The following is a 21,839-nucleotide window of genomic DNA, read 5'->3' on the forward strand; positions in this document are numbered from 1 at the left end:
AACTTTTTTTCAAAGGCACTGGCATGGGAGCCGCCGATGCCGTTCCCGGGGTGTCCGGTGGCACCATTGCGTTCATTACCGGTATCTATGAAGAGCTGATCAACACCATCAAACAGTTTGGCCCCAGCGCCCTGGGGGCCTGGCGTCATGGTGGGCTGCGCGGGCTTTATATCCACCTCAACCTGGCCTTCCTGACGCCTCTGCTGGCCGGTGTCGCCATCAGCCTGTTCAGCGTCGCGCACTTGGCGCTTTGGCTCATGGAGGCCCATCCACTGCTGCTGCAGGGCTTCTTTTTCGGGCTGGTGGCGGCCTCGGGGCTGGTCGTCGGCCAGGCGGGGGAGCGCTGGAAAATAGCCTATCTGCTGCCGCTCGCCCTGGGGTTGCTGCTGGCTCAACTGCTGCCGGGCATGATGCCGCTGGTGTTGATGATCGGTAATGAAGCCATGGTCGTGGTGGTCGCAGGCGCCATCGCCATCAGTGCCATGCTGCTGCCGGGCGTGTCGGGGAGTTTTCTATTGCTCACCATGGGCCTCTACGGCACCATCATGGGCGCGATTCGCAGCTTCGACCTGGGGATCATCATCCTGTTCGGCATGGGTTGCCTGCTGGGTCTTGCCCTGTCCTCACGGCTACTGTCATGGCTATTGAAGCGCTATCATGGGGCAACTCTGCAGCTGCTACTAGGGTTTATCGTCGGTTCGTTGCCGGTTCTCTGGCCCTGGCGTGAGCTGTTACGCTACCAGCTGGGCTCGGAGGGGCAAATGATTCCGCTGGCCTATCGCTATCTGTTACCCAGCGACTACGCCGTGCTGACCGGCGAGTCCGCGCAGGTCGCTGGTGTCGTATCGTTGATGGTCTTTGGAGCGCTGCTGGTCGTACTATTGAATCGTCGCGCAGTGACGCACTCCTCACGCTCAACGACCCCGAGCCATTGAGCGGGAATCGAATCAGTGAGTGTGAGCGCACGGCATTGAAAAGGAGTAGGGATTGCATGCGTAAGGTTTTTATCGTGTCGGTGTTGGCGCTGGCGATCAGCGGCTGTGCCAACCAACAGCAGGGTACGCCACAGGTACGCGATTTGAGTGAAGCACGTCGCGTGGTTGAAAATACCCCTCAATACACCGTCAAGGCAGGCGATACCCTGTATGGCATTGCCTGGCAGCACAACCTGGATTATCGCCAGTTGGCGGCCCTGAACAACATCAGCCCTCCTTATCAAATTCACCCGGGACAAACCATCGCCCTGCGGGAAGGCGCGGGTGCCAGCACGGCCCCCAGTCAGGCACCTGCCACGGCGTCGCGGGGTGTGGTGGCCACTGGGTTACAGCCTCAGGCCACGGCCGTTGCCAGTAACGAGCAGGAACTGGACTGGCTGTTGCCCGATGAGAGCGCCATCGAGCGTAACCAGCGCCTGACGGCGGAGCCTCGCGCCGTGGAAGCTGCGCAGCAGGTGGCTGCCAATACAGCGCCGTCAGAACCGCCTGCATCGGCTGCTGCTGAGCCGCCGTCTGAACCTGCCGCCGAGCCCGAGCCGGCTCCCGAGCCCGCGCCCGCCGCAACGCCAGAGCCAACGCCTGCGGCGCAGCCTGCTCAGGCCGCTCGCCCGGATCGCTCCTCGCGTACCTTCACGCCTGTCGATAATGTCGACTGGCGCTGGCCTACCGATGGAGAGATTACCGGTGAGTTTGGTCAGGGTGGGAGCATTACTGCCGGGATTGATATCGCGGGGCAAAAGGGGCAACCTGTGCGAGCGGCAGGCCCCGGTATCGTGGTGTACGCGGGCAGCGGTGTGCGTGGCTACGGTAACCTGATATTGTTGAAGCACAACGATCAATACCTCAGCGCCTACGCACACAACGACAGTTTAAGTGTCAAAGAGAACGATGTCGTCGAGGCCGGTGAGGTCATTGCCACCATGGGCGATAGCGACGCAGATAGTGTCAAGCTGCATTTTGAGGTGCGCCGCGATGGCCAGCCACAGAATCCACTCGACTATTTGCCCGCTCGCTAGGCACCACGCTCTGAAGGTAACGTATTAGCTCGATCAAGGTAACCCGGACAGCTAACTAAGGCGTCATATAACAATAAGGTGCACGCGCACAGGGAGTGCGACCACCCGGACTTTTTCGAATGGCGGATAGGTGAGACAACGGGGGTATGACCATGAGTATGCTGGAGAAGGACCTACAGGAAATCGACCTCGACGAGGTTGAGGAAGCGCTGGATGAGGCCGATGACGATGCCACGGCTGAGGAGGCAGAGTTCGAGAAAGCGCTGGGTCGGGACGACCGCCAATCCACTCAGAGCCTCGACGCTACCCAGATCTACCTCAATGAAATAGGCTTTTCGCCGCTACTGACGCCGGAAGAAGAGGTCTATTACGGACGCCTGGCGCGCAAGGGTGATGCCCTGGGGCGCTCACGGATGATCGAGTCCAACCTGCGTTTGGTGGTCAAGATTGCTCGGCGTTATTTGAACCGTGGCTTGACGCTGCTGGATTTGATCGAAGAAGGTAATCTCGGGTTGATTCGCGCGGTGGAAAAGTTCGACCCTGAGCGCGGCTTTCGCTTTTCCACTTATGCCACCTGGTGGATTCGTCAAACCATCGAACGCGCCTTGATGAACCAGACACGCACCATTCGTCTGCCGATTCATGTGGTCAAGGAACTGAACATCTACCTGCGCGCGGCCCGTGAGTTGACCCAAAAACTCGACCACGAAGCCACCGCAGAAGAGATTGCCGAGCATCTCGACAAGCCGGTGGAGACCGTCAAGAAGATGTTGGGGCTCAACGAACGTGTGTCTTCGGTGGACTACCCGATGGGCGGTGAAAGTGACAAGCCTCTCATCGATACTCTCACCGATGATGACGTGCAAGGACCTGAGGCGTGCCTCGTGGATGGCGACGTGCGTGAGCATGTCGACCACTGGCTGGACGAGCTCAGCGAGAAACAGCGTGAGGTGGTGGTGCGCCGCTTTGGCCTGCGAGGGCATGAAGCCGCCACGCTGGAAGAAGTGGGCGCCGAAATTGGCTTGACCCGTGAGCGCGTTCGTCAGATCCAGGTGGAAGCGTTAAAGAAGCTACGACGCTCGCTGGAAAAACAGGGCCTGTCTCTGGATTCGATTTTCGAGGCGTAGCCTCGTCGAAGCCACTTGCCCCGGCCAGCACGTTCGACATGCTAGTCTACAGCGCACCGAGCATTTCACTCGGTGCGCTGTTTTTGATAGCCAGTTTGTCTGGCAACCGGGTAACACCCGCTAAACCCATATCCGTTCGCTAGCCGTGCGGATTATCAGCATCGCGCTGTCGTACGAGCGCTCTGATAAGTGAGATAGCCATGCGCCCGTTAGTGGCCCATATCGATCTGGACGCGCTGCGTCACAATTACCAATTAGCCTGCCGCTGTGCGCCTCAGAGCCGCTCGGTAGCCGTCATCAAGGCCGATGCCTATGGTCACGGTGCGCTGGCCTGTGCCAACGCCCTGGAAGCCGAGGTGCCCGCGTTTGCGGTGGCCTGTATCGAAGAGGCGTTGAGCCTGCGTGAAGGCGGCATCAAGGCCCCCATCATCCTGTTGGAAGGTATCTTTAGCGCTGACGAGCTGGCGCTGGTCGACTGCCATGGTCTGTGGATCAGCGTGCACAGCCACTGGCAGGTAGAGGCGCTTTTGGCCTACTCCCCGCAGCGGCCGATTCCCGTCTGGTTGAAGGTCGATTCCGGCATGCACCGACTGGGGTTCTCTCCTCAGGAGGCGCCTGCGGTATGGCAGCGTCTGCACAGTGCCCCACAGGTCACCGCGCTGCACCTGATGAGCCACTTCGCCAACGCCGATGCCCAGGATGCCAGCTACTTCGAGCATCAGATGGGCGTGTTGCAGACCCTGGCGGCCACGTTGAAGGCACCGCTTTGTCTGGCCAACTCACCTGCCACCCTGGCCCGGCCAACGGCCCATGGCGACTGGAACCGGCCGGGTATCATGCTGTATGGCAGCGACCCCTTGGAAGTCGCCAGCGAGCTGACCCGGCAGCTGCGCCCGGTAATGACGCTGCGCTCGGAAATCATCGCCCTGCGTGAGCTGGCCGTCGGCGAACCAGTGGGCTATAGCGGACGCTGGAAGGCGCCGCGCCCCTCGAAGATTGCCGTCGTCGCCGCAGGCTATGGGGATGGTTATGATCGCCATGCCGTGGATGGCACCCCGGTACTGGTCAACGGCCAGCGCTGTCCCATCGCCGGTAAGGTCTCCATGGACATGCTCACGGTGGATGTCACCGAGGTGCCCGACGCCGCCATTGGTAGCGAGGTCGTGCTGTGGGGGCGCGCCTCCCAGGGCAGCGTGCTGTCGGTGGACGAAGTGGCCCGCCACTGCGATACCATCAGCTATACCTTGCTGACCGGCGTGCTGCCCAGAGCGCCTCGGCAGTACCATGGTGCCAACGTCTAAACGGTTATTCGTATGTCGAAATCTTATCCGCGCTCCTTTGCGCACCCCCGCTACTGGCCTACCTGGCTGGCCATTGGTGCCATGTACGTGGCGGCCTGGTTACCCTGGCGGGTCAAGCTTTGGGTAGGCAAGATGATAGGCCTGCTGGCGTGGCGGCTTGCCAAGCGTCGGCGGCACATCACGGCCACCAATCTGGCGCTCTGCTTTCCCGAGAAAAGCGCCGAGCAGCAGCGCCAGCTGGTCAAGGAGACCTTCATTGCCAACGGTATCGGGCTGGTGGAAACCGCTACCGGCTGGTGTCGCGATGCCGAAGGCCTGCGTCATCGCGTGGCCTATCATGGCCAGGAGCATCTGGCCCATGCCAAAGCTCAGGGCAAGGGCGTGCTGGTGGTCGGTATTCACTTCTCGACGCTGGATCTGGGTGGCGCGCTGCACTCGCTGTTTTTCCCGGCGGACGTGGTCTATCGCCCCCATAACAACCCGCTGTTCGAACGCTTCATGACCCGGGCACGCTCGCGCATTTTTGGCCAGGCCATCGACCGTCACGACCTGCGTGGCGTGGTGCGGCGGATCAAGGCGGGGCATATCGTATGGTACTCCCCGGACCAGGATTTCGGTCGCGATGTCAGCGTCTTCGCTCCGCTGTTTGGTCAGCAGGCGGCCACCATTCGCCTGACGGCCAAGATCGCCCGCATGACCGGAGCGCCGGTGGTACCGCTGATGTTTCACCGCAACCCGGACAACCGTACCTACACCATCGAATGCCTGCCCGCCTTCGAAGGCTTCCCCAGCGGCGACGAAGTGGCCGATGCCACCCGGGTGAACGAATTCATCGAGCGGGCCATTCGCAAGCACCCCGAGCAGTACCTGTGGCTGCACCGGCGCTTCAAGACGCGCCCTGAAGGCGACGCCGGGTTTTATTAGCGCGACCCCGGGTGTCGAGTACTGATGTCGAGTACTGATGTCGAGCACTGAACAAGCATGAAAAAAGCCGCCCGGAAGAGGGCGGCTTTGCGTTGTGCCAGCGGAATCTTTTGCCAGCAACCTCAGTCGAGGTTGCGCGAGTAGAAGATTTCCAGCATCTCTTTGCGCAGACGGCCTTCGATATCGCGGGCTTCTTCGAAGGTGATGTCGCGGCGCGACGTGCCGAACAGGTAGTTGTCCAGCTCGAAGTCCTTGAGCAGCATCTTGGTGTGGAACATGTTTTCCTGATACACGTTCACGTCGATCATCTGGTAGGCCTGCTTGGTATCTTCTGCCAGATAGTCCTGAATCGAGGTGATGTCGTGATCGATGAACAGCTTCTTGCCATCGACGTCACGGGTGAAACCGCGCACGCGGTAGTCCATGGTGACGATGTCGGAGTCGAAGCTGTGGATCAGGTAGTTCAACGCTTTCAATGGGCTGATATGCCCACAGGTGGATACATCGATATCCAGCCGGAAGGTACTGATGCCGTTGTCGGGATGCGACTCGGGGTAGCTGTGTACCGTCACATGGCTTTTGTCCAGGTGGGCCACGACCGTTTCCGGAAGTGGGCCAGGTCCTGGCTCGGTTTGCCCTGGCGTCGGTTCATCCAGCTCGTGCTCGGCAATCAGAATGGTCACACTCGCGCCATGGGGCTCATAATCCTGACGCGAGATGTTCAGTACATGAGCGCCAATGATGTTGGTGACGTCTTTCAGGATCTGCGTCAAACGTTCGGCGTTGTAAAGCTCATCGATATAGTCGATATAAGCCGCACGCTGCTCTTCGGTTTTGGCGTAACAGATGTCGTAAATATTGAAGCTCAAAGAGCTGGTCAGGTTGTTGAACCCGTGGAGTCGGAGATTATCTGACACTTCCGAACCTCCCTATGGCAGATGAGGACACCCCGACGAGCCAGCGCCGGAACCGATAAACACTTGTCACCGTGCTAACGCAGCCGCCTTGTAAGCGACCCCGCACTACGCAGTAAAGGGAAAAACAAGCGGGCGTATTATGCCCGCCCAGGGCGTGGCTTGCATCCAGCCACGCCATTTTTTTTGATGCTGCAGCGTCACCCGCGTGGTCAGCCGACCTGTGACGGCTCAAGCTTCGCGGATCTCATAGGAGTGAGTGATGTCGACACCGCCTTTGACCAGCATGATCGACGCGCTGCAATACTTCTCGGCAGAAAGCTCCACGGCGCGCTGGACCTGCTTCTCTTTCAAGCCGCGACCAGTGACCACGAAGTGGACGTGGATTTTGGTGAAGACGGCGGGAACTTCATCGGCGCGCTCGGCATCCAGCTCGGCCACGCAGTCGGTGACCTCTGCCCGTGCCTTGTCGAGAATGTTGAGAATATCAAAAGCGGTACAGCTGCCCATGCCCATCAGCAGCATTTCCATGGGGCGAGGCCCCGTATTACGGCCACCGTGGTCAGGTGGGCCGTCGATCACAACGCTGTGTCCGCTTCCAGACTCCGCCACGAACTGGCGTCCATCGGTCCATGCTACCCGTGCTTTCACGTTGCTCTCCTCATGCTGGCGACGAAAGGTAAGTCGCGCAGCATAACATTTCCAGGCGCAGACGCACGGCTTCTCTCCATGTCGCCTGCACGTCCTCTATCGCAAACCCGTCAGGCAAGGTGGCGTTCCAGCACCGCAAGGCGCTCTGGCGTGCCCACGTCTACCCAGTGGCCAGCGAAATGCTCGCCCGAGACACGCCCTGCGTCCATGGCCCGGCGCAGCAGCGGCGCCAGGGCAAACGCCCCAGGCGGCTCGCTGGCCACCAGAGCGGGGCGCAGCAGGCTGATGCCCGCAAAGGTCAGGCGTGACGCTCCAGCGCTCGCCACCCGGCCCTGATGCAGCGCGAAGTCGCCCTCAGGGTGTTGCACCGGGTTGTCCACCAGCACCAGATGCGCCAGATCCTCGGCGGCCAGCGCGGCAGCGTCCGGCAGGTAGTCGCACCACACATCGCCGTTGATCAACAGAAAAGGCGCCTCGCCCAGCAGCGGCAGTGCCTGGCGAATACCGCCGCCGGTTTCTAGCGGAGATGGCTCGTGGCTCCACTGGATGGATACCTGATGGGCGCTGCCGTCGCCCAGCGCGGCCATGATCTGCTCGGCACGATAGCTGACATTGATGACCAACTCATGAATGCCCGCCTGCCGCAGGCGCTCGATGTGATGCACGATCAGCGGCTTGCCCGCGACGGGCAGCAGCGGCTTGGGGCAGTGGTCGGTGAGCGGGCGCATGCGCTTGCCAAGGCCTGCGGCCAGGATCATGGCCTTCATGCGCTCTGCTCCGCCAGGCGCTGCATGATGGCGGGGCGCAGTACGCTGCTGGCCCACTCGGCAAACGTGCGATGTTCAGGCAGGGCCGCCAGGCTATCTTCCAGGTGATCGAGGAAGTGGGGCAGGCGGGCCAGGTAGCCCTGCTTGGCGTCGCGTAGCGTCAACCGACAAAAAATGCCCAGTACCTTGAGCGAACGTTGGGCTGCCATGGCATGGCACTGGACCAGAAAGTCCGCTTCCGAGGTGGTGCGGAGCAGTCGCCCCTCCTGGCGAGCCTGCTGGTAGAATAGCGATACCAGCTCGGCAAACTGGCTGGCGCTGAAACGGCAGTAACGCCCCCGCAGCAGCGAGATCAGGTCGTAGCTGAGCGGACCAGCCACGGCATCCTGAAAGTCGATCATCGTCAGCTGCTGAGCCTGGCACATGAGGTTCATGGCATCGAAGTCCCGATGCACGCTGACCACGGGCTGTGCCAGCGCGCTATGGATCAACGCCTGACGCAGCGCGGGCCACGACTCGGGGGCGGCCAGCCCTAGCCAGTGTTCCAGGCACCATTCGGGGAACAGGTCGAGTTCACGCCCCAGTAGGGCTTCATCGTAGGCGGGTAGCGCCGCAGGGTCGGCACGATTCTGCAGCTGAGCAATCAGCGCCATGGCTTCCAGGTGGCGCTGACGAGTGCTGTCAGGGTCCGTGAAAGTGTCCTGAAGCGGGGTGTCGCCCAAGTCCTCCAGCAGCAGGAATCCTTCGTCGAGGTCGCTGGCGTGGATGTAGGGAACCGCTAGCCCGGCGGCATGCCAGCGTTTGCCGATGGCTACGAAAGGCGCCGAGTCCTCCTGGGCGGGCGGCGCGTCCATGACGATACGCGTGCTGCCATCGGGAAGCGTGAGGCGAAAATAGCGCCGAAAACTGGCGTCACCGCCCGCCGGTGCTAATTGAATATGCGCGGGCTCAAGGCCATGATGCTGCGCTGCCCACTGGGTGAGGGCGTCAATCCTGGAAGAGGACATGCAAGCTCCTTGCTGGTCGGGCATGATGCGGGCTGTATAATACCGATTCTGGATGCCAAGGATAACGAACATGGGCAAGCGAATCTCGCGCACCACTCCGGTTGCGCAAACGCTGTTGGGCAGTGTGCTCGCCGGTGCCTCGCTGTCAGCGGTGGCGCAGGGTCAGCCATTGCCTGCTGACGCGCTGGACTGGCAGCCCTGGGGGCAGGACGAAGCACGCCAACAGCTGTGCCGTGGGCGCTATGTGATGCCCGACTATCGTTTGCCTGCGCAAGAGAACCCGGAAACGCTCTTGGTGGAAACCGATGAAGCGGATTATGCCGCGGATGGCGAAGCGCTGCTGCGCGGCGATGTGGTCTTGCGTCGCGGCAATACCGAGCTGCAGGCCGATCAGGTCTTTGTTCCGGCGGACCGCCAACGCGTCGATGCCGAAGGTGACCTGGTCATCCGTGACGGTCAGGCCATGGTGCGTGGTGAGCAGGCCACGCTGATGCTCAACGAGGATCGTGCCTCGCTGCGCAATAGCCATTACGTGCTCTATGAGCAGCACCTGCGCGGCCAGGCCAGCCAGCTGGAGCAAACCGGAGAGGAGCAGTATCGCCTGCGCGATGCCACTTTCACTACCTGTGATCCGGGTGCCAACAGCTGGCAACTGGTGGGTAGCGATATCCAGTTGAACCAGGCCACCGGATTCGGCACGGCACGCCACGCGCGCCTGCAGGTCAAGGACGTACCGATTTTTTACTGGCCCTGGCTGCGTTTTCCCATCGATGACCGCCGCCACACGGGGCTGCTGTCGCCCACGCTGAGCTTCTCCAGTGACGGCTTTGACTATGCTCAGCCGTTTTACTGGAACATTGCGCCTAACCATGACGCCACCATTACACCGCGCTGGATGTCGGACCGTGGGCTGCTGCTCAATGGCGAGTATCGCTACCTGTTCGAGCAAAGCCAGGGGATCGTGGAGGGTGGTTTCCTGGGCAGCGATGGTGGCAGCAGCACCGGAGACAATCGCTTCGAAGGCGAAGAGCGCTGGTACATCGATGCGCAGCACGCCGGTGCCTTGGCCCCGCGCAGCGACTATCAATTGCGCTACGGAGCGGCCAGCGATGGGCGCTATTTCGACGACTTTGGTGGTGAGTTCGGCAGCGGTGATCGGGTCAGCATGGAGCGTCTGGCGCAGGTGGACTACCGCGGCGAGCGCTGGCAGCTGGACGCCAGGGCCCAGGGGTTTCAGCGCCTGGAAGACCCGCTCAGCGATACCGATCGCCCTTTCTACCGCCTGCCCAGCCTGACCGCCAACTCGGACTGGCAGTTGGGCAGCGGGTTTTATACCCAGTGGCGCTCCAACGCGACCTATTTCTGGCGTGACGTGGACGAACGGCGGGTCCCCGAGCGGGAAGCCGCCATTGGTACCCGCCTGCACCTGACCCCCAGCGTGGGCTGGCGCTATGAGCAGCCCTGGGGCTATATCGAACCGCGCAGCGAGCTGTGGCATACCGCCTACGAACTGGATTACGGCGACCGTATCACGGACCGCGATACGTCGCCCTCGCGTAGCGTCGCCATCACCTCCATCGACGGTGGGCTGGTCTTCGAGCGTGAGCTTGAGCTGGGCGGGCGTGACTATCGCCAGACTCTCGAGCCCCGTATCAACTACGCCTACGTGCCGCGTACCAACCAGACCCAACTGCCGGACTTCGATAGCCGTGAACGGGCATTCTCCTGGGATCAGCTCTGGTCCCCGCACCGCTTCTCGGGGGCTGACCGGGTCGGTGATCTGAATCGCGTCTCGTTGGGCGTGCAGTCTCGGTTGATCGAAGACAGCGCCGGGCGTGATCGCTTGACGCTGGGCGTTGGCCAGAGCCTCTACTTTGCCGAGCGGCGCATCGACAGTGACGGTGACCCGAGCACGCTGCCGCCGCGTCCGGAAGATGCCCCCGACGCCAATCCGCTGAGCCGCTATCAGGCCACGCGGGATCGCTCGCCGCTGGTGACACGGCTGGAGTGGCAGATCAATGACCGTTGGAGTACGGGCTATGAATGGCTCTATGACGACGAGCGTGAGCAGACCGAACGCTCCAGCGTCGACCTGCGTTATCGTCATCCTGATGGCCACGTAGTGAACCTTGGCTACCGCTGGGAGATCGAAGGGTTCGATCCTTCCGTGGTGCCCGGTGACGACGGCTTCCGCGACTACAGTCGTGAAGAGTGGGACCTGTCGCTGGCCTGGAAAGCCAGCCCAAGGATTGATTTGATTGGCCGCTACCTGCACGATCAAACCAACGATCGTCCTCTGGAGCAGTTGGCGGGCTTGCAGTGGAACGACTGCTGCTACGGCGTACAGCTTGTCTGGCGGGAGTGGATAGACGACAACGATACCGCCAGAGTGGAAGACGACTTTAGCGACCGTGGCCTGTTCCTGCGCTTTGTCTTCCGTGGTCTTGGCGGTGTTGGCCAGGAAGCCGACAGCTACTTTGAACAGGCGATCCCAGGCTACCGCCCCACACCCCTTTAACGATCACCTTGAATGGCGACTGAAAGAGACTTTTTATGACGATCAGAAAGACCCTGCGGACCCGCAAGCTCACCCAGCGGGCAAGACAGCTTTCAGCGGGCACCATGATGACGCTTTGCCTGGGCGCTGGCGCTGCCCTGGTACCCTTGACCGTTCAGGCCCAGAGCTTCGAGTCCACACAGCGTCAGCCGCTGGATAGCGTCGTGGCCGTGGTCAACGATGGTGTCATCATGCGCAGCGAGTTGAACGAACGCATCGCGGAAATCGAGCAGCAGGCGGCCGCTCAAGGCGGCCAACTGCCGCCCCGCAGCCAGCTGGCCCGGCAGGTGCTGGAGCGCATGGTGATGGACGAAATTCAGCTGCAGATGGCCAGCCGTGCCAACCTGAGCGTGGACGACACCGAGCTGAATCGTCAGCTGCGTAGCATTGCCGAGTCCAATGGCATGAGCCTGGATCAGTTTGCCGATGCCGTGGAAGCCGATGGCATGAGCCTGGCCAGCGTGCGTGAGGAAGTGCGGCGCGAAATGTTGATGCGTCAGGTGCAGCAGCGTCAGATCAGCCAGCGGGTTTCCGTGTCGGACCGGGAAGTGGAGCGCTTTCTCGAGCAGCAGCCCTCTCAGCAGGGCCAGTCGTTCATCGAAGAGACCCGTGCGCGCCACGTGCTGGTCGAGCTGACGCCCACCCGTGGCGAAGCGCAAGCACGTAGCCGTGCAGAGCAGGCTCGCCAGCGCCTGCAGCAGGGCGAAGACTTTGCCACCGTTGCCCGTGAACTCAGCGATGACCGGGGAAGCGGCATGAACGGCGGCGACCTGGGCTGGGTGCGCCCCGGCCAGACGGTGCCTGCCTTCGAAGAGGCCATGAACTCGCTTGGCCCCAACCAGCTGTCCGAGCCGGTGCGCTCGCAGTTTGGCTACCACGTGATCGAAGTGCTGGAGCGTCGTCGTCAGGACGTGACCGAAGAGAGCCGTCGCGAGCAGGTGCGCCAGGCCATCTTCCAGCGTCGAGCCAATGAAGAGCTGGAAGTATGGCGGCGTGAAATTCGCGAACAGGCCTTCGTGGACATTCGCCTGTAATGGCGCTGCCGCTGCTGATCACCACCGGAGAGCCCGCCGGTATCGGCCCCGAGCTGACGCTGATGCTGGCGGCCCAGGGGCGTCTGAACAACACCGTGGCGGTAGGCGACCCGACGCTGCTCGCCCAGCGGGCGGCGTTGCTCGCGCTCACGGTGGAGATCGTGGTCGCCGCGCCGGGCAGCCAGCAGGTCTCCTCGCCAGGGCGCCTGGTGGTATGGCCGGTCGCCTTGCGCGCACCGGCCACACCCGGCGTGCTGGACCCTGCCAATGCAGGCTATGTGCTGGACACCCTGCAGACGGCAGTGGATGCCTGCCTGGCCGGACACGCGGCGGCCATGGTGACTGCCCCGCTGCACAAGGGGGTGATCATCGAAGGCGGCTACCCGCACTTCACGGGCCACACCGAGTGGCTGCGGGACGCCTGCGGCGTGGATGAGGTGGTCATGCTGTTGGCCACGGACGCTGCGCTGCACGCCACGTCGCCACAGTGGCAGGGCGAAAGCGACCTGCGGGTTGCTCTGGTGACCACCCATCTTCCGCTGCGCGATGTGGCGGATGCCATCACCGGCGAGCGCATTGCGCGCATCAGCCGCCTGCTGGTGGCGGACCTGCAGCGTCAATTTGGTATCGCCCAGCCCAGGGTGGCGGTGTGTGGGCTCAACCCCCATGCGGGTGAAGATGGTCACCTGGGCCGCGAAGAGCTGGAAATCATCACGCCCACCCTGCAGGCGCTGCGTGCCGAGGGCCTGAACGTGGAAGGCCCGTTCCCGGCCGATACCCTGTTTACCCCACGCCATCTGGCGGGGGTCGATGCGGTACTGGCGATGTACCACGACCAGGGCCTGGCAGTGCTAAAATACGCGGGCTTTGGTCAGGCTGCCAACATCACCCTGGGGCTGCCGCTGGTACGCACCTCGGTAGACCATGGCACGGCGCTGGACCTGGCAGGCCGCGGCATTGCCAACCCCTCCAGCCTGGGCGTGGCGGTGGCACTCGCCCAGCGGCTGGCCACCCAGCGTGCCTCCTCTCAGGCCGCCCCATGAATCAACCCTCCAAGGAACCCTGTTAGATGTCTCAAGTGCCCCAGCAGCACCGTGCTCGTAAACGCTTCGGTCAAAACTTTCTCCGTGATCTCGGGATCATTTCACGGATTGTCCGTGCCATCGGGCCGCGTGAAGGCGATCGGCTGGTCGAAATCGGTCCCGGCCAGGGCGCGCTCACTGCTCCCTTGCTGGAAGCTACCGGCAAGCTGGAAGTCATCGAGCTGGATAGAGATCTGATTCCGGGGTTGCGGGTGCAGTTTTTCAACTACCCCGAATTCGTGATTCACGAAGGCGACGCACTGAAGTTCGATTTTGCCGCCCTCAAGGGCGACGGTCAGCCGCTGCGCGTGGTGGGGAATCTGCCTTACAACATTTCGACGCCGCTGATCGTGCACCTGCTGACCATGGGGCCAGCCATCGCCGATATGCACTTCATGCTGCAAAAAGAGGTGGTGGAGCGCCTGGCGGCCGAGCCCGGCAGCACCGATTGGGGGCGGCTCTCGGTGATGGCGCAGTATTACTGTCAGGTGGACCAGCTGTTCATCGTGCCACCGGAAGCCTTCGTGCCCCGTCCCAAGGTCGATTCCGCCATCGTGCGGCTGACGCCCCATGCATCGCTACCCCAGGTGGCCGATGATCCGGCCCTGCTTTTCGAGCTGGTCAAGCTGGCCTTTGGGCAGCGCCGCAAGACGCTGCGCAACAACCTGAAGGGGCGGGTCAGTGCAGAGGCCCTGGAAGCGTTGGGCATCGACCCTGCCCGGCGCCCGCAAACCCTGACCGTGGCGGAATACGTGACCATCGCCAATCATGTGGCCGCCAATGAGGACGTGGAACAGCGGAGTGGTGACGCGTGAGCGGGCTGGAGATCGAGGTCAGCGTCACGCCAGAGTTTCAGGACGCCGAGTCGAGTGCCAGCGAGGCCCGCTACGTGTTCAGCTACACCGTGACGGTGCACAACCAAAGCCCCCATAGCGTGCAGCTGATGGCACGCTACTGGAAAATCACCCAGGGCAATGGCGACAGCCAGGAAGTGCGCGGCAAGGGCGTGGTGGGTCAGCAGCCGCTGATTGGCCCGGGGCAACGGTTCCGCTATACCAGCCGAGCGATACTGCAAACCCCGGTAGGTGTCATGGAGGGGGCTTACACCTTGTTGAACACCTACACCCAGCGGGCGTTCGATGTGCCCGTCTCGCCCTTTCGGTTAGCGGTGCCCCGCCAGCTGCATTGAGGCGGGAGCCTTCGTCGGCGGTTTTCCATGCTCGGCAAGCCGCCCACGCCAGCCAACTCCGTCAATGCGTTAACAGGCCTTTACCCATGAGCACTTATGTCATTGGCGACCTGCATGGATGTCATGCCGAGTTTGTCGCCTTGCTGGATAAAATCAGCTTTGATCCCGCCCGCGATACGCTCTGGCTGGTGGGCGATTTGATCAACCGAGGGCCTGGCTCCCTGGCCTGCCTGCAGGAAGTGAAAGCGCTGGGCAGCGCCGCACGCAGCGTGCTGGGGAACCACGATTTCCACCTGCTGGTGGTGGCACGGGGGGGCGGCAAGCTCAAGCGCCACGACACGCTGGACGACATTCTGTCTTCGCCCCACCGTGACGATTTGCTGGACTGGCTGCAAAGCCTTCCTCTTGCGGTACAGGCCGATAACACGCTGATGACCCACGCCGGGCTGCTGCCCAGTTGGAGCGCTGAACGGGCGCTGGCACTGAGCGGAGAAGTACAAGCGGCACTGGGCAGCGAGCAGGCGGGAGCTTTCCTGAGTCAACTGTTCGGCAATCAGCCTGACCGCTTTCACGACCAGCTCGAAGGCATGGACAGGCTGCGCTGCATCGTCAATGTGTTTACTCGGATGCGCTTCATCGATGCCCAGGAGCGGCTCGATTTTGCTGCCAAGGAGGGGCTGGAGAGCGCGCCTGCGGGCTTTGCGCCCTGGTTCCAGTTTCCCCGTGCCGACGACCTGCGCCTGCTGTTTGGCCATTGGGCGGCGCTAGAGGGGTGCACCCCTGGCGCGAAGGTGGATGTGCACGGGATCGATACCGGGTGCGTGTGGGGTGGTTCGCTGAGCGCGCTGGTGCTGGAGAGCGGCCAGCGTGTCAGCGTGCCCAGCCAGCAGGGAGGCCGCTGATGTTTCAGCTGGATGCATACACCCAAGGGCTGGAGGTCTACCGCGTGGGTGGGGCCGTGCGGGACGAGCTGTTGGGGTGGCCCGTGGTGGATCACGACTGGGTGGTGGTGGGGGCAACCCCCGACATGATGCAGCAGCGTGGATTCAAACCTGTAGGGCGCGATTTTCCGGTGTTCCTGCACCCGGCTACCCAGGAGGAGTACGCGCTGGCGCGTACCGAGCGCAAGTCGGGCCATGGGTATGGCGGGTTCGAGGTGCACGCCAGCCCCGACGTGACGCTGGAAGAGGATCTCTCCCGTCGGGATCTGACCATCAATGCCATCGCCCAGGCGGCGGATGGGCATTTGACCGACCCTTATCACGGACAGCGGGACATCGAGCAACGCTGGCTTCGCCATGTCTCCCCCGCCTTCAGTGAAGACCCCTTGCGCGTACTGCGGACTGCGCGTTTTTTAGCCCGCTATGCCTCCATGGGGTTTGCCGTTGCGCCGGACACTCTGGACTTGATGCGCGCGGTCAGCCGCAGCGGAGAGCTGGCGCATCTGGCAGCCGAGCGCGTGTGGGTCGAGACCGAAAAAGCGCTGGCCGAACCCAGCCCCGAGTGCTATTTCACGACCCTGGCCGCGTGTGATGCGTTGGCGGCGTGGTGGCCTGAGCTGGCAGCGAAAGCGTGTCTGGCTCAGGCCCTGGAGGCCATGCAGGCAGCTCCCGAACAGCGCGAGCCGCCGCTGGCGCACTGGCGCTATGCGCTGCTGGTGTCGGTGCTGAGCGAGTCACAGCGCGAGGCCCTGACCGTGCGTTTGAAGCTGCCCAATAGCGTTGCGCAGCTGGCACGCCATGCCGCCTCGACCAAGGCGCTGCTGGCAGCCCCACTGGAAGCCGAGAAAGTGCTGTGCTGGCTGGAGCGTCTGGATGGCTGGCGCAAGCCTACCCAGGTCAGCGCGCAACTGCAGTTGCTGGAGCGGCTTTCGCCTGGCTTGCGCCCCGTGCTGGAGGCGGCCTGGCAAGCCGCCTGCGCGGTCAGCCCTCAGGTGTTGATGGGCGAAGGCTACCGAGGGGCAGCCTTGGGAGAAGCGCTGCGTCAACGGCGGCGCGAGGCCGTGGCGGCAGCGCTTTAGCGGGCGTGGACCTTGCGCGGCAAGGGGTCGGCCTGGGAAACGAAGCGCCCTTGCCAATGAAAGTCGATGGCCCACAGTCGCTGATGGCCCAGGGAAAAGCGTTGCCACAGCGTGGCGTAAGGCGTATCGCAGCGAGGGTGTCGCTCGTCGGGCAGCAGCTCTGCCAGCGGTTGCAGTACGAAAGCGTTCTGGGTGATTTCAGCCCGGGGCAGGGCTACGTCATCGACCACACCACAGGCATTTCCCACGGTCAGCAGGTCGATATCCAGGGCGCGCGGGCTACACTTGACCATGTCAGGCGTCCGCCCATGGGCCATTTCCAATGCCTTGGCCCAGGCCTGTAGTCTGGCCACAGACCAGTCGCTGTGGAACGCCACCACCAGATTGTAAAAATTGCGGCTATCCTTGAATCCGACCGGCTCGCTCTCGAAAATGCGCGATATCTGCAGTTCGCCAAACGTCTCTGCCAGGGCGTCCAGGCACAGGCGGATGTGTTTTTCCGGGTCGATATTGCTGCCCAGGCTAAGCGTGACCAGGTTCATGGGTCGCTATCCTTGCTAGCCTTTGGCAGGCTGCCGCGGGTGATTTCCAGTCCGACGCTGGTCGCCTGGGGCACTGCACCGGGCTTGCGCACACGCAGCTGCAGCCAGCTAATCGGAAACTCGTGCTGTAAACAGGCGGCCAGCCGCTCGGCAAAGGTTTCGACCAGCGCAAACTGGTGCTCATCGGCGAACTGCTGGATTCGCTGGCAGATCGCGGCATAATCGAGGGTCAGACGCAAATCATCGGTGACGGCGGCAGGCCGGATATCGGTGGCCAGCGAGAGATCCAGGCTCAGCGATTGCGTGATGGTGCGCTCCCAATCGTATACGCCAATCACGGTATCTACGGTGAGTGCTTCAATCAATATGCGGTCCACAGGCCATTCCCCAGCGTCGACAAGCGGGCGATTGTACTTGAGGACGACCATAAACGACAGTCAGGCGGCGGCGCTGGCTGATGAGAGGCAGGGTGAGCAGGGGATGCTGTGGATCGTCTTGGGGTACTTGAGCGGCAGTTGGCTGGCGGCAGTGAGTGTCTGTCGCTGGGCAGGCGTGGCCGACCCGCGCTTTTGCGGTTCCTGTAACCCCGGATTTTCCAACGTGTTACGGCTGTATGGCCCCCGGCTGGCGGCGGCCACCCTGGCGCTGGATGCCTTGAAGGCGGTGCCGGTGGTCTTGGCCGCCAAGTGGCTGGCCTTGCCGATTATGTGGCAGGGGCTGGTAGGGCTGGCGGTGCTGCTGGGCCACAGTTTCCCGCTCTGGTATGGGTTTCGAGGTGGCAAGGCCGTCGCCAGCGCCTTCGGGGTGTTGCTGGTGCTGGTGCCCAGCGTTGCGCTGCTCAGCGCCCTTTCCTGGGCGCTGATGGCGTGGCGGTTGGGTACCGCCGCGCTGGCGTCGGTTGCGAGCGCGCTGTTGGCGCCCCTGCTGTGCGCTTGGCTGGCGCCAGCCTACACCGGCGTGGTGGGCGGGTTCAGCTTGCTGGTACTGACCCGCCACGTGCTCAATATTCGTCGCTGGCGGCAGGGGAAAGAGCCTCCGCTGCGCAAATAGGCCAACGGCTTATCGGGTGGTACTGAGGGGCGCTGTCAGCGTGTCCAGTGGCCAGCGCGGGGTGGCCTGCATGATACCGCTTTCGTCGCGCTCTCCTGCCGCCAGACGCTGGGCGCCCACGTAGGCAATCATGGCGCCATTGTCGGTACAGAAGCGCCCACGGGGGTAGTAGGCACGGGCCTGGCGCTTTTGGGTCTCCAGGGCCAGACGCTCGCGCAGCCGCGTATTGGCACTCACACCCCCCGCCATCACGATGCGTTTCAGGCCGGTCTCGTCCAGGGCTCGGCGGCATTTGATGACCAGCGTGTCCACGACGGCCTCTTCGAAGGCGCGTGCCACGTCGGCTTTGGCCTGTTCGTCCAGCTCGCCTGCGGCTTCCAGCTGGCGAATCGTCGTCAAGGTGTGGGTCTTCAGGCCTGAAAAGCTGAAATCGAGCCCGGGGCGGTCGGTCATGGGGCGCGGGAAGCGAAAGCGTTTAGGGTCGCCCTGTTCGGCCAGTTTGGCCACCAGCGGGCCGCCTGGGTACGCCAGGCCCAGCATCTTGGCGGCCTTGTCGAAGGCCTCACCGGCCGCATCGTCTACCGATTCGCCCAGGAGTCGATAGCAACCCAGCCCCTGTACTTCCACCAGCTGGGTGTGGCCGCCGGAGACCAGCAGGGCCACGAAGGGAAAGGCAGGAGCCTCCTCCTCCAGCATGGGGGCCAGCAGGTGGCCTTCCATGTGATGCACCCCCAATACGGGGATGTTCAGCGCCCTGGCCATGCCATGGGCGGTGCTGGCACCGACCATCAGCGCCCCCACCAATCCCGGGCCCGCCGTATAGGCGATGCCGTCCAGGTCGTGGCGGGAAAGGTTGGCCTCTTTCAATACCTGTTCGATGAGCGGCAGCAGCTTGCGTGTGTGATCCCGAGAGGCCAGTTCGGGCACTACGCCGCCATATTCGGCGTGCATGGCGATCTGGCTATACAGGGCATCGGCCAGCAGACCCTGACCGCCGGTGTAGGCCGTGTCGTAAATGGCGACGCCGGTTTCGTCGCAGGATGTCTCGATGCCCAGTACACGCATGGCAAAAGCACTCATCTGATTGAAAAGGCAGGTACCCGAAACCGGCTAGTCTAGCATTGTCGTGCCCGCTGGGCGTAAGCATTTGCAAAGATGGCCAACCACGACTAGACTACTGTGCGCTGTAAAACTGGGTCGTACACCGTCTTGTTCGGTGTGCGTACTATCCGAACTCAAGACTCCTTAAGGTAGGTGAGTGCTTAATGCCTTCTGTAAAAGTACGTGATAACGAGCCGTTTGACGTCGCCCTGCGTCGCTTCAAGCGTTCTTGCGAAAAAGCTGGCGTTCTGTCTGAAGTACGTCGTCGCGAGCACTACGAGAAGCCGACTGCTGAGCGCAAGCGCAAAGCGGCAGCTGCCGTAAAGCGTCACGCCAAGAAGTTGCAGCGTGAGCGTAAGCGTTTCGAACGGCTCTATTGATCCGTACCTGGAGAGAGCCAGAGCAGTTGGCTGGTTGTCTCAAGAGGGATGCCAAGCGGCCGCCACCAGGTGGCCGTTTGTTTTTCGTTTCGTGTTGTCTGTTTTGCGCGGTTTAAGGTGATCAGGCGCGTGGCCTGATGACGTTAGACCCGCCCACAAGCGTGTTACGCGAGGATGCCCTCAGCCCATGGCAGGTCAAATTCCACAGCGATTTATCGACGATCTGCTTGGCCGCGTCGACGTGGTCGAGGTGGTGGGGGAGCGCGTACAGCTCAAGAAAGCGGGCCGTAATTTTTCCGGCCTGTGTCCTTTTCATCAGGAAAAAACACCTTCGTTTACCGTTAGTGCCGACAAGCAGTTTTATCACTGCTTTGGCTGTGGTGCCCACGGTAATGCGCTACGCTTTTTGATGGAATACGACAAGCTGCCCTTTCCCGAGGCAGTCGAGCAACTGGCCGGACGGCTGGGGCTGGACGTGCCCAGGGAAGGGGCGGACGACCCGCGTGCCCAGCAGCGGGAGAAAAAGCGCAAGGAAGGGGTCAATCTTCTCGAGGTGGCGGCCAGCTTCTATCGCGAGCGATTGAAGATGCAGGAGGGCCAGGCGGCCCAGCGCTACTTGCAGGGGCGCGGCCTCTCGCCAGATGTGATGACCACCTACGGGATTGGTTATGCCCCCGGCGGGTGGGAGGCGCTGAAGCAGCATCTGAGCGCCAAGGGCATCGGTGAGCCGGTGCAGATCGAGTACGGTCTGCTGATTCATCGCGAGGACACCGGGCGTACCTATGATCGCTTCCGCGACCGGGTGATGTTCCCGATACGCGATTTGCGCGGTCGGACCATCGCCTTTGGCGGTCGGGTCATGGGGGATGAGCAGCCCAAATACCTCAACTCGCCGGAGACGCCTGTCTTTCACAAGGGGCGCGAGCTCTACGGCCTGTACGAGGCGCGTCAGGCGACCAGCAAGCTGGAACAGCTGGTGATGGTCGAGGGCTACATGGACGTGGTGGCGCTGGCGCAGTACGGCATTCACAACGCCGTGGCCACGCTGGGCACCGCCACCACCGAAGATCATCTGTTGCGGCTGTTTCGTCTGGTCAGTCGCGTGGTGTTCTGTTTCGACGGTGACCGCGCCGGGCGTCAGGCGGCCAGCCGTGCGCTGGAAACCGCGCTGCCGCAGATGATCGATGGCCGCGAGGCGCGGTTTCTGTTTTTGCCGGAAGGGGACGACCCGGACTCGCTGGTGCGCCGCGAGGGTCGCGAGGCCTTCGAAGACCGCGTGACCTGTGCCATGCCGCTGTCGGAGTTTCTGTTCGAACAGGCTGCCCAGGGGCGCGACTTGCAGACGGTGGAAGGGCGCGAGCGCTTCGCCAGTCACGTGCTGGAGGCGCTGCAGAAGGTCCCGGAAGGCATACTGAAGTCGCTGCTGCTGGAGACGCTCGCCAAGCGAAGTGGGTTGGCCCAGGCGCAGTTGCAGGGGTTGCTGGACAAACGCGTGGCGGCGGCCTCCAGGGCGTCGCCGCAGTGGGAACCGGTCGATGCGCAGGCGATGCCGGAAGAGCAGGCCCGCCCGCGCGGCGGTCGGCCATCGCGACAGGCGAGCACCTCGCGGACGCTCTCCACCGTGGGACGCATCGTGCAGCTGTTGCTGCATGAGCCGACGCTGGTGGCCGTTCTGCCGGAAACGCAGGATTGGCTGCCTGGTCAGGATCCGCAGGCATCGCTGTGCCGCGACCTGATTGCCCTGCTGCGCGCCGGACGCTACCGCAGCCCGCAAGTGGTGCTGGCGCACTTTCAGGGCAGTGATGAGGGGCGTGTGCTGGCAGAGTTGGCCGCGCGTGAGCTGCTGATTCCCAGGGCGACCCGTGAAGCCGAGCTGACCGGGCTGGTCGAACACTTGGTCGAGCAGCAGCGCAAGCGTTCGCCTCAGGAAGAGTACGATGCCTTGCTGGCGCTGGAGCGCTCAGGGCAAAAACTGGATAAGGAGCAGCGGCAGCGGTTGGCCGGGTTGGTGATGGAGTTGACCCAGGGCCGCTAATGCACAAGGTGGTTGCAAGAGGTGAGGGGTTGAAATCTCGAACTTCAGGGCCACATAGAGGTTATGCCGCCAAGTATTGGCTAACCGAACAACCTAACACACCTGAATGACCGCGCAAATACGTTTCGCTGGAAAAAATCCCGCTAT

General features: G+C 62.6%; 22 protein-coding genes. 15 read left to right on the forward strand and 7 right to left on the reverse strand.

Going from position 1 to position 21,839, the window contains the following annotated elements; all coding sequences use genetic code 11:
• Window positions 1-23: 23 nt before the first annotated feature.
• The 5 genes from CWI66_RS04530 (at window position 24) to lpxL (ending at window position 5,363) form a co-directional block, all read left to right on the forward strand.
• Complete coding sequence (locus CWI66_RS04530) at window positions 24-935, forward strand: DUF368 domain-containing protein (RefSeq protein ID WP_446718678.1); 912 nt, start codon at window positions 24-26, stop codon at window positions 933-935.
• Window positions 936-991: 56 nt separating this feature from the next.
• Window positions 992-2,011 carry a peptidoglycan DD-metalloendopeptidase family protein gene (locus CWI66_RS04535; RefSeq protein WP_016916300.1) on the forward strand — a complete coding sequence of 340 codons (1,020 nt, stop codon included), beginning with the start codon at window positions 992-994 and terminating at the stop codon, window positions 2,009-2,011.
• Window positions 2,012-2,163: 152 nt separating this feature from the next.
• The gene (gene rpoS / locus CWI66_RS04540) at window positions 2,164-3,138 is read left to right on the forward strand and encodes an RNA polymerase sigma factor RpoS (protein WP_081136430.1); all 975 of its coding nucleotides are present in this window, start codon (window positions 2,164-2,166) and stop codon (window positions 3,136-3,138) included.
• Between the two features lie 200 nt (window positions 3,139-3,338).
• Window positions 3,339-4,439, forward strand: coding sequence for an alanine racemase (alr, locus tag CWI66_RS04545; protein ID WP_100731032.1), 1,101 nt, complete (start codon window positions 3,339-3,341; stop codon window positions 4,437-4,439).
• A gap of 12 nt (window positions 4,440-4,451) precedes the next feature.
• Window positions 4,452-5,363, forward strand: a complete 912-nt coding sequence (gene lpxL / locus CWI66_RS04550) for an LpxL/LpxP family Kdo(2)-lipid IV(A) lauroyl/palmitoleoyl acyltransferase (RefSeq protein WP_039175592.1) — start codon at window positions 4,452-4,454, stop codon at window positions 5,361-5,363.
• 122 nt (window positions 5,364-5,485) lie between these two features.
• Here lpxL and speD read toward each other — a convergent pair whose 3' ends face one another.
• From speD to CWI66_RS04570, 4 genes are all read right to left on the reverse strand, one after another.
• Window positions 5,486-6,280 (reverse strand): adenosylmethionine decarboxylase, encoded by a 795-nt coding sequence (gene speD, locus CWI66_RS04555; RefSeq protein WP_081136133.1) that lies wholly within the window; start codon window positions 6,278-6,280, stop codon window positions 5,486-5,488.
• A 228-nt stretch (window positions 6,281-6,508) separates the two neighbouring features.
• The gene (locus CWI66_RS04560; protein ID WP_016916305.1) at window positions 6,509-6,928 is read right to left on the reverse strand and encodes an OsmC family protein; all 420 of its coding nucleotides are present in this window, start codon (window positions 6,926-6,928) and stop codon (window positions 6,509-6,511) included.
• Window positions 6,929-7,038: 110 nt separating this feature from the next.
• Entirely contained in the window at window positions 7,039-7,695 is a 657-nt protein-coding gene (gene murU, locus CWI66_RS04565; RefSeq protein ID WP_100731033.1) for an N-acetylmuramate alpha-1-phosphate uridylyltransferase MurU, read from the reverse strand.
• Window positions 7,692-8,702 carry an aminoglycoside phosphotransferase family protein gene (locus tag CWI66_RS04570; RefSeq protein WP_100731034.1) on the reverse strand — a complete coding sequence of 337 codons (1,011 nt, stop codon included), beginning with the start codon at window positions 8,700-8,702 and terminating at the stop codon, window positions 7,692-7,694. Before CWI66_RS04570 ends, murU begins: the two co-directional genes overlap by 4 nt.
• A 70-nt stretch (window positions 8,703-8,772) precedes the next feature.
• Here CWI66_RS04570 and CWI66_RS04575 point away from each other — a divergent pair, with 70 nt between their 5' ends.
• The 7 genes from CWI66_RS04575 (at window position 8,773) to CWI66_RS04605 (ending at window position 16,584) form a co-directional block, all read left to right on the forward strand.
• Entirely contained in the window at window positions 8,773-11,220 is a 2,448-nt protein-coding gene (locus CWI66_RS04575; protein WP_100731035.1) for an LPS-assembly protein LptD, read from the forward strand.
• 35 nt (window positions 11,221-11,255) lie between these two features.
• A complete protein-coding gene (locus tag CWI66_RS04580) occupies window positions 11,256-12,293 on the forward strand; it encodes a peptidylprolyl isomerase (RefSeq protein WP_100731036.1) in 1,038 nt (345 codons plus the stop codon).
• Complete coding sequence (gene pdxA / locus CWI66_RS04585) at window positions 12,293-13,336, forward strand: 4-hydroxythreonine-4-phosphate dehydrogenase PdxA (RefSeq protein ID WP_100731037.1); 1,044 nt, start codon at window positions 12,293-12,295, stop codon at window positions 13,334-13,336. The genes CWI66_RS04580 and pdxA overlap by 1 nt, the downstream gene beginning before the upstream one ends.
• Window positions 13,337-13,362: 26 nt before the next feature.
• Window positions 13,363-14,190, forward strand: coding sequence for a 16S rRNA (adenine(1518)-N(6)/adenine(1519)-N(6))-dimethyltransferase RsmA (rsmA, locus tag CWI66_RS04590; RefSeq protein WP_100731038.1), 828 nt, complete (start codon window positions 13,363-13,365; stop codon window positions 14,188-14,190).
• A complete protein-coding gene (gene apaG / locus CWI66_RS04595) occupies window positions 14,187-14,564 on the forward strand; it encodes a Co2+/Mg2+ efflux protein ApaG (RefSeq protein WP_016916312.1) in 378 nt (125 codons plus the stop codon). Before rsmA ends, apaG begins: the two co-directional genes overlap by 4 nt.
• Before the next feature lie 86 nt (window positions 14,565-14,650).
• A complete protein-coding gene (locus CWI66_RS04600; RefSeq protein WP_100731039.1) occupies window positions 14,651-15,466 on the forward strand; it encodes a symmetrical bis(5'-nucleosyl)-tetraphosphatase in 816 nt (271 codons plus the stop codon).
• A complete protein-coding gene (locus tag CWI66_RS04605; protein WP_100731040.1) occupies window positions 15,466-16,584 on the forward strand; it encodes a polynucleotide adenylyltransferase in 1,119 nt (372 codons plus the stop codon). Before CWI66_RS04600 ends, CWI66_RS04605 begins: the two co-directional genes overlap by 1 nt.
• Here the strand turns inward: CWI66_RS04605 and folK are convergent.
• The gene (gene folK, locus CWI66_RS04610) at window positions 16,581-17,126 is read right to left on the reverse strand and encodes a 2-amino-4-hydroxy-6-hydroxymethyldihydropteridine diphosphokinase (protein ID WP_100731041.1); all 546 of its coding nucleotides are present in this window, start codon (window positions 17,124-17,126) and stop codon (window positions 16,581-16,583) included. The two genes, CWI66_RS04605 and folK, sit on opposite strands and share 4 nt — an antisense overlap.
• The gene (gene folB, locus CWI66_RS04615) at window positions 17,123-17,503 is read right to left on the reverse strand and encodes a dihydroneopterin aldolase (protein ID WP_100731042.1); all 381 of its coding nucleotides are present in this window, start codon (window positions 17,501-17,503) and stop codon (window positions 17,123-17,125) included. The genes folK and folB overlap by 4 nt, the downstream gene beginning before the upstream one ends.
• Before the next feature lie 103 nt (window positions 17,504-17,606).
• Here folB and CWI66_RS04620 point away from each other — a divergent pair, with 103 nt between their 5' ends.
• Window positions 17,607-18,176: a glycerol-3-phosphate acyltransferase gene (locus CWI66_RS04620; protein WP_100731043.1), complete on the forward strand. Its 570-nt coding sequence runs from the start codon at window positions 17,607-17,609 to the stop codon at window positions 18,174-18,176.
• A 9-nt stretch (window positions 18,177-18,185) separates the two neighbouring features.
• On the opposite strand, the gene tsaD is transcribed toward CWI66_RS04620, so the two are convergent.
• Window positions 18,186-19,241, reverse strand: a complete 1,056-nt coding sequence (gene tsaD, locus CWI66_RS04625) for a tRNA (adenosine(37)-N6)-threonylcarbamoyltransferase complex transferase subunit TsaD (protein WP_100731044.1) — start codon at window positions 19,239-19,241, stop codon at window positions 18,186-18,188.
• A gap of 200 nt (window positions 19,242-19,441) precedes the next feature.
• Here tsaD and rpsU point away from each other — a divergent pair, with 200 nt between their 5' ends.
• A complete protein-coding gene (gene rpsU, locus CWI66_RS04630; protein ID WP_016416934.1) occupies window positions 19,442-19,657 on the forward strand; it encodes a 30S ribosomal protein S21 in 216 nt (71 codons plus the stop codon).
• A gap of 187 nt (window positions 19,658-19,844) precedes the next feature.
• Complete coding sequence (dnaG, locus tag CWI66_RS04635) at window positions 19,845-21,692, forward strand: DNA primase (RefSeq protein ID WP_100731045.1); 1,848 nt, start codon at window positions 19,845-19,847, stop codon at window positions 21,690-21,692.
• Window positions 21,693-21,839: the final 147 nt, after the last annotated feature.

The sequence above is a fragment of the Halomonas sp. 141 genome (genome assembly GCF_002810305.1).
GTDB classification, from domain to species: Bacteria; Pseudomonadota; Gammaproteobacteria; order Pseudomonadales; family Halomonadaceae; genus Vreelandella; species Vreelandella stevensii.

What these genes read in the sequence shown, in the direction of transcription:
- CWI66_RS04530 (WP_446718678.1), top strand. Translation starts at nt 24, where the DNA reads ATGGGAGCCGCCGATGCCGTTCCCGGGGTGTCCGGTGGCACCATTGCG.
- CWI66_RS04535 (WP_016916300.1), top strand. Translation starts at nt 992, where the DNA reads ATGCGTAAGGTTTTTATCGTGTCGGTGTTGGCGCTGGCGATCAGCGGC.
- rpoS (WP_081136430.1), top strand. Translation starts at nt 2,164, where the DNA reads ATGAGTATGCTGGAGAAGGACCTACAGGAAATCGACCTCGACGAGGTT.
- alr (WP_100731032.1), top strand. Translation starts at nt 3,339, where the DNA reads ATGCGCCCGTTAGTGGCCCATATCGATCTGGACGCGCTGCGTCACAAT.
- lpxL (WP_039175592.1), top strand. Translation starts at nt 4,452, where the DNA reads ATGTCGAAATCTTATCCGCGCTCCTTTGCGCACCCCCGCTACTGGCCT.
- murU (WP_100731033.1), bottom strand. Translation starts at nt 7,695, where the DNA reads ATGAAGGCCATGATCCTGGCCGCAGGCCTTGGCAAGCGCATGCGCCCG.
- CWI66_RS04570 (WP_100731034.1), bottom strand. Translation starts at nt 8,702, where the DNA reads ATGTCCTCTTCCAGGATTGACGCCCTCACCCAGTGGGCAGCGCAGCAT.
- CWI66_RS04575 (WP_100731035.1), top strand. Translation starts at nt 8,773, where the DNA reads ATGGGCAAGCGAATCTCGCGCACCACTCCGGTTGCGCAAACGCTGTTG.
- CWI66_RS04580 (WP_100731036.1), top strand. Translation starts at nt 11,256, where the DNA reads ATGACGATCAGAAAGACCCTGCGGACCCGCAAGCTCACCCAGCGGGCA.
- pdxA (WP_100731037.1), top strand. Translation starts at nt 12,293, where the DNA reads ATGGCGCTGCCGCTGCTGATCACCACCGGAGAGCCCGCCGGTATCGGC.
- rsmA (WP_100731038.1), top strand. Translation starts at nt 13,363, where the DNA reads ATGTCTCAAGTGCCCCAGCAGCACCGTGCTCGTAAACGCTTCGGTCAA.
- CWI66_RS04600 (WP_100731039.1), top strand. Translation starts at nt 14,651, where the DNA reads ATGAGCACTTATGTCATTGGCGACCTGCATGGATGTCATGCCGAGTTT.
- CWI66_RS04605 (WP_100731040.1), top strand. Translation starts at nt 15,466, where the DNA reads ATGTTTCAGCTGGATGCATACACCCAAGGGCTGGAGGTCTACCGCGTG.
- folK (WP_100731041.1), bottom strand. Translation starts at nt 17,126, where the DNA reads ATGAACCTGGTCACGCTTAGCCTGGGCAGCAATATCGACCCGGAAAAA.
- CWI66_RS04620 (WP_100731043.1), top strand. Translation starts at nt 17,607, where the DNA reads ATGCTGTGGATCGTCTTGGGGTACTTGAGCGGCAGTTGGCTGGCGGCA.
- tsaD (WP_100731044.1), bottom strand. Translation starts at nt 19,241, where the DNA reads ATGCGTGTACTGGGCATCGAGACATCCTGCGACGAAACCGGCGTCGCC.
- rpsU (WP_016416934.1), top strand. Translation starts at nt 19,442, where the DNA reads ATGCCTTCTGTAAAAGTACGTGATAACGAGCCGTTTGACGTCGCCCTG.
- dnaG (WP_100731045.1), top strand. Translation starts at nt 19,845, where the DNA reads ATGGCAGGTCAAATTCCACAGCGATTTATCGACGATCTGCTTGGCCGC.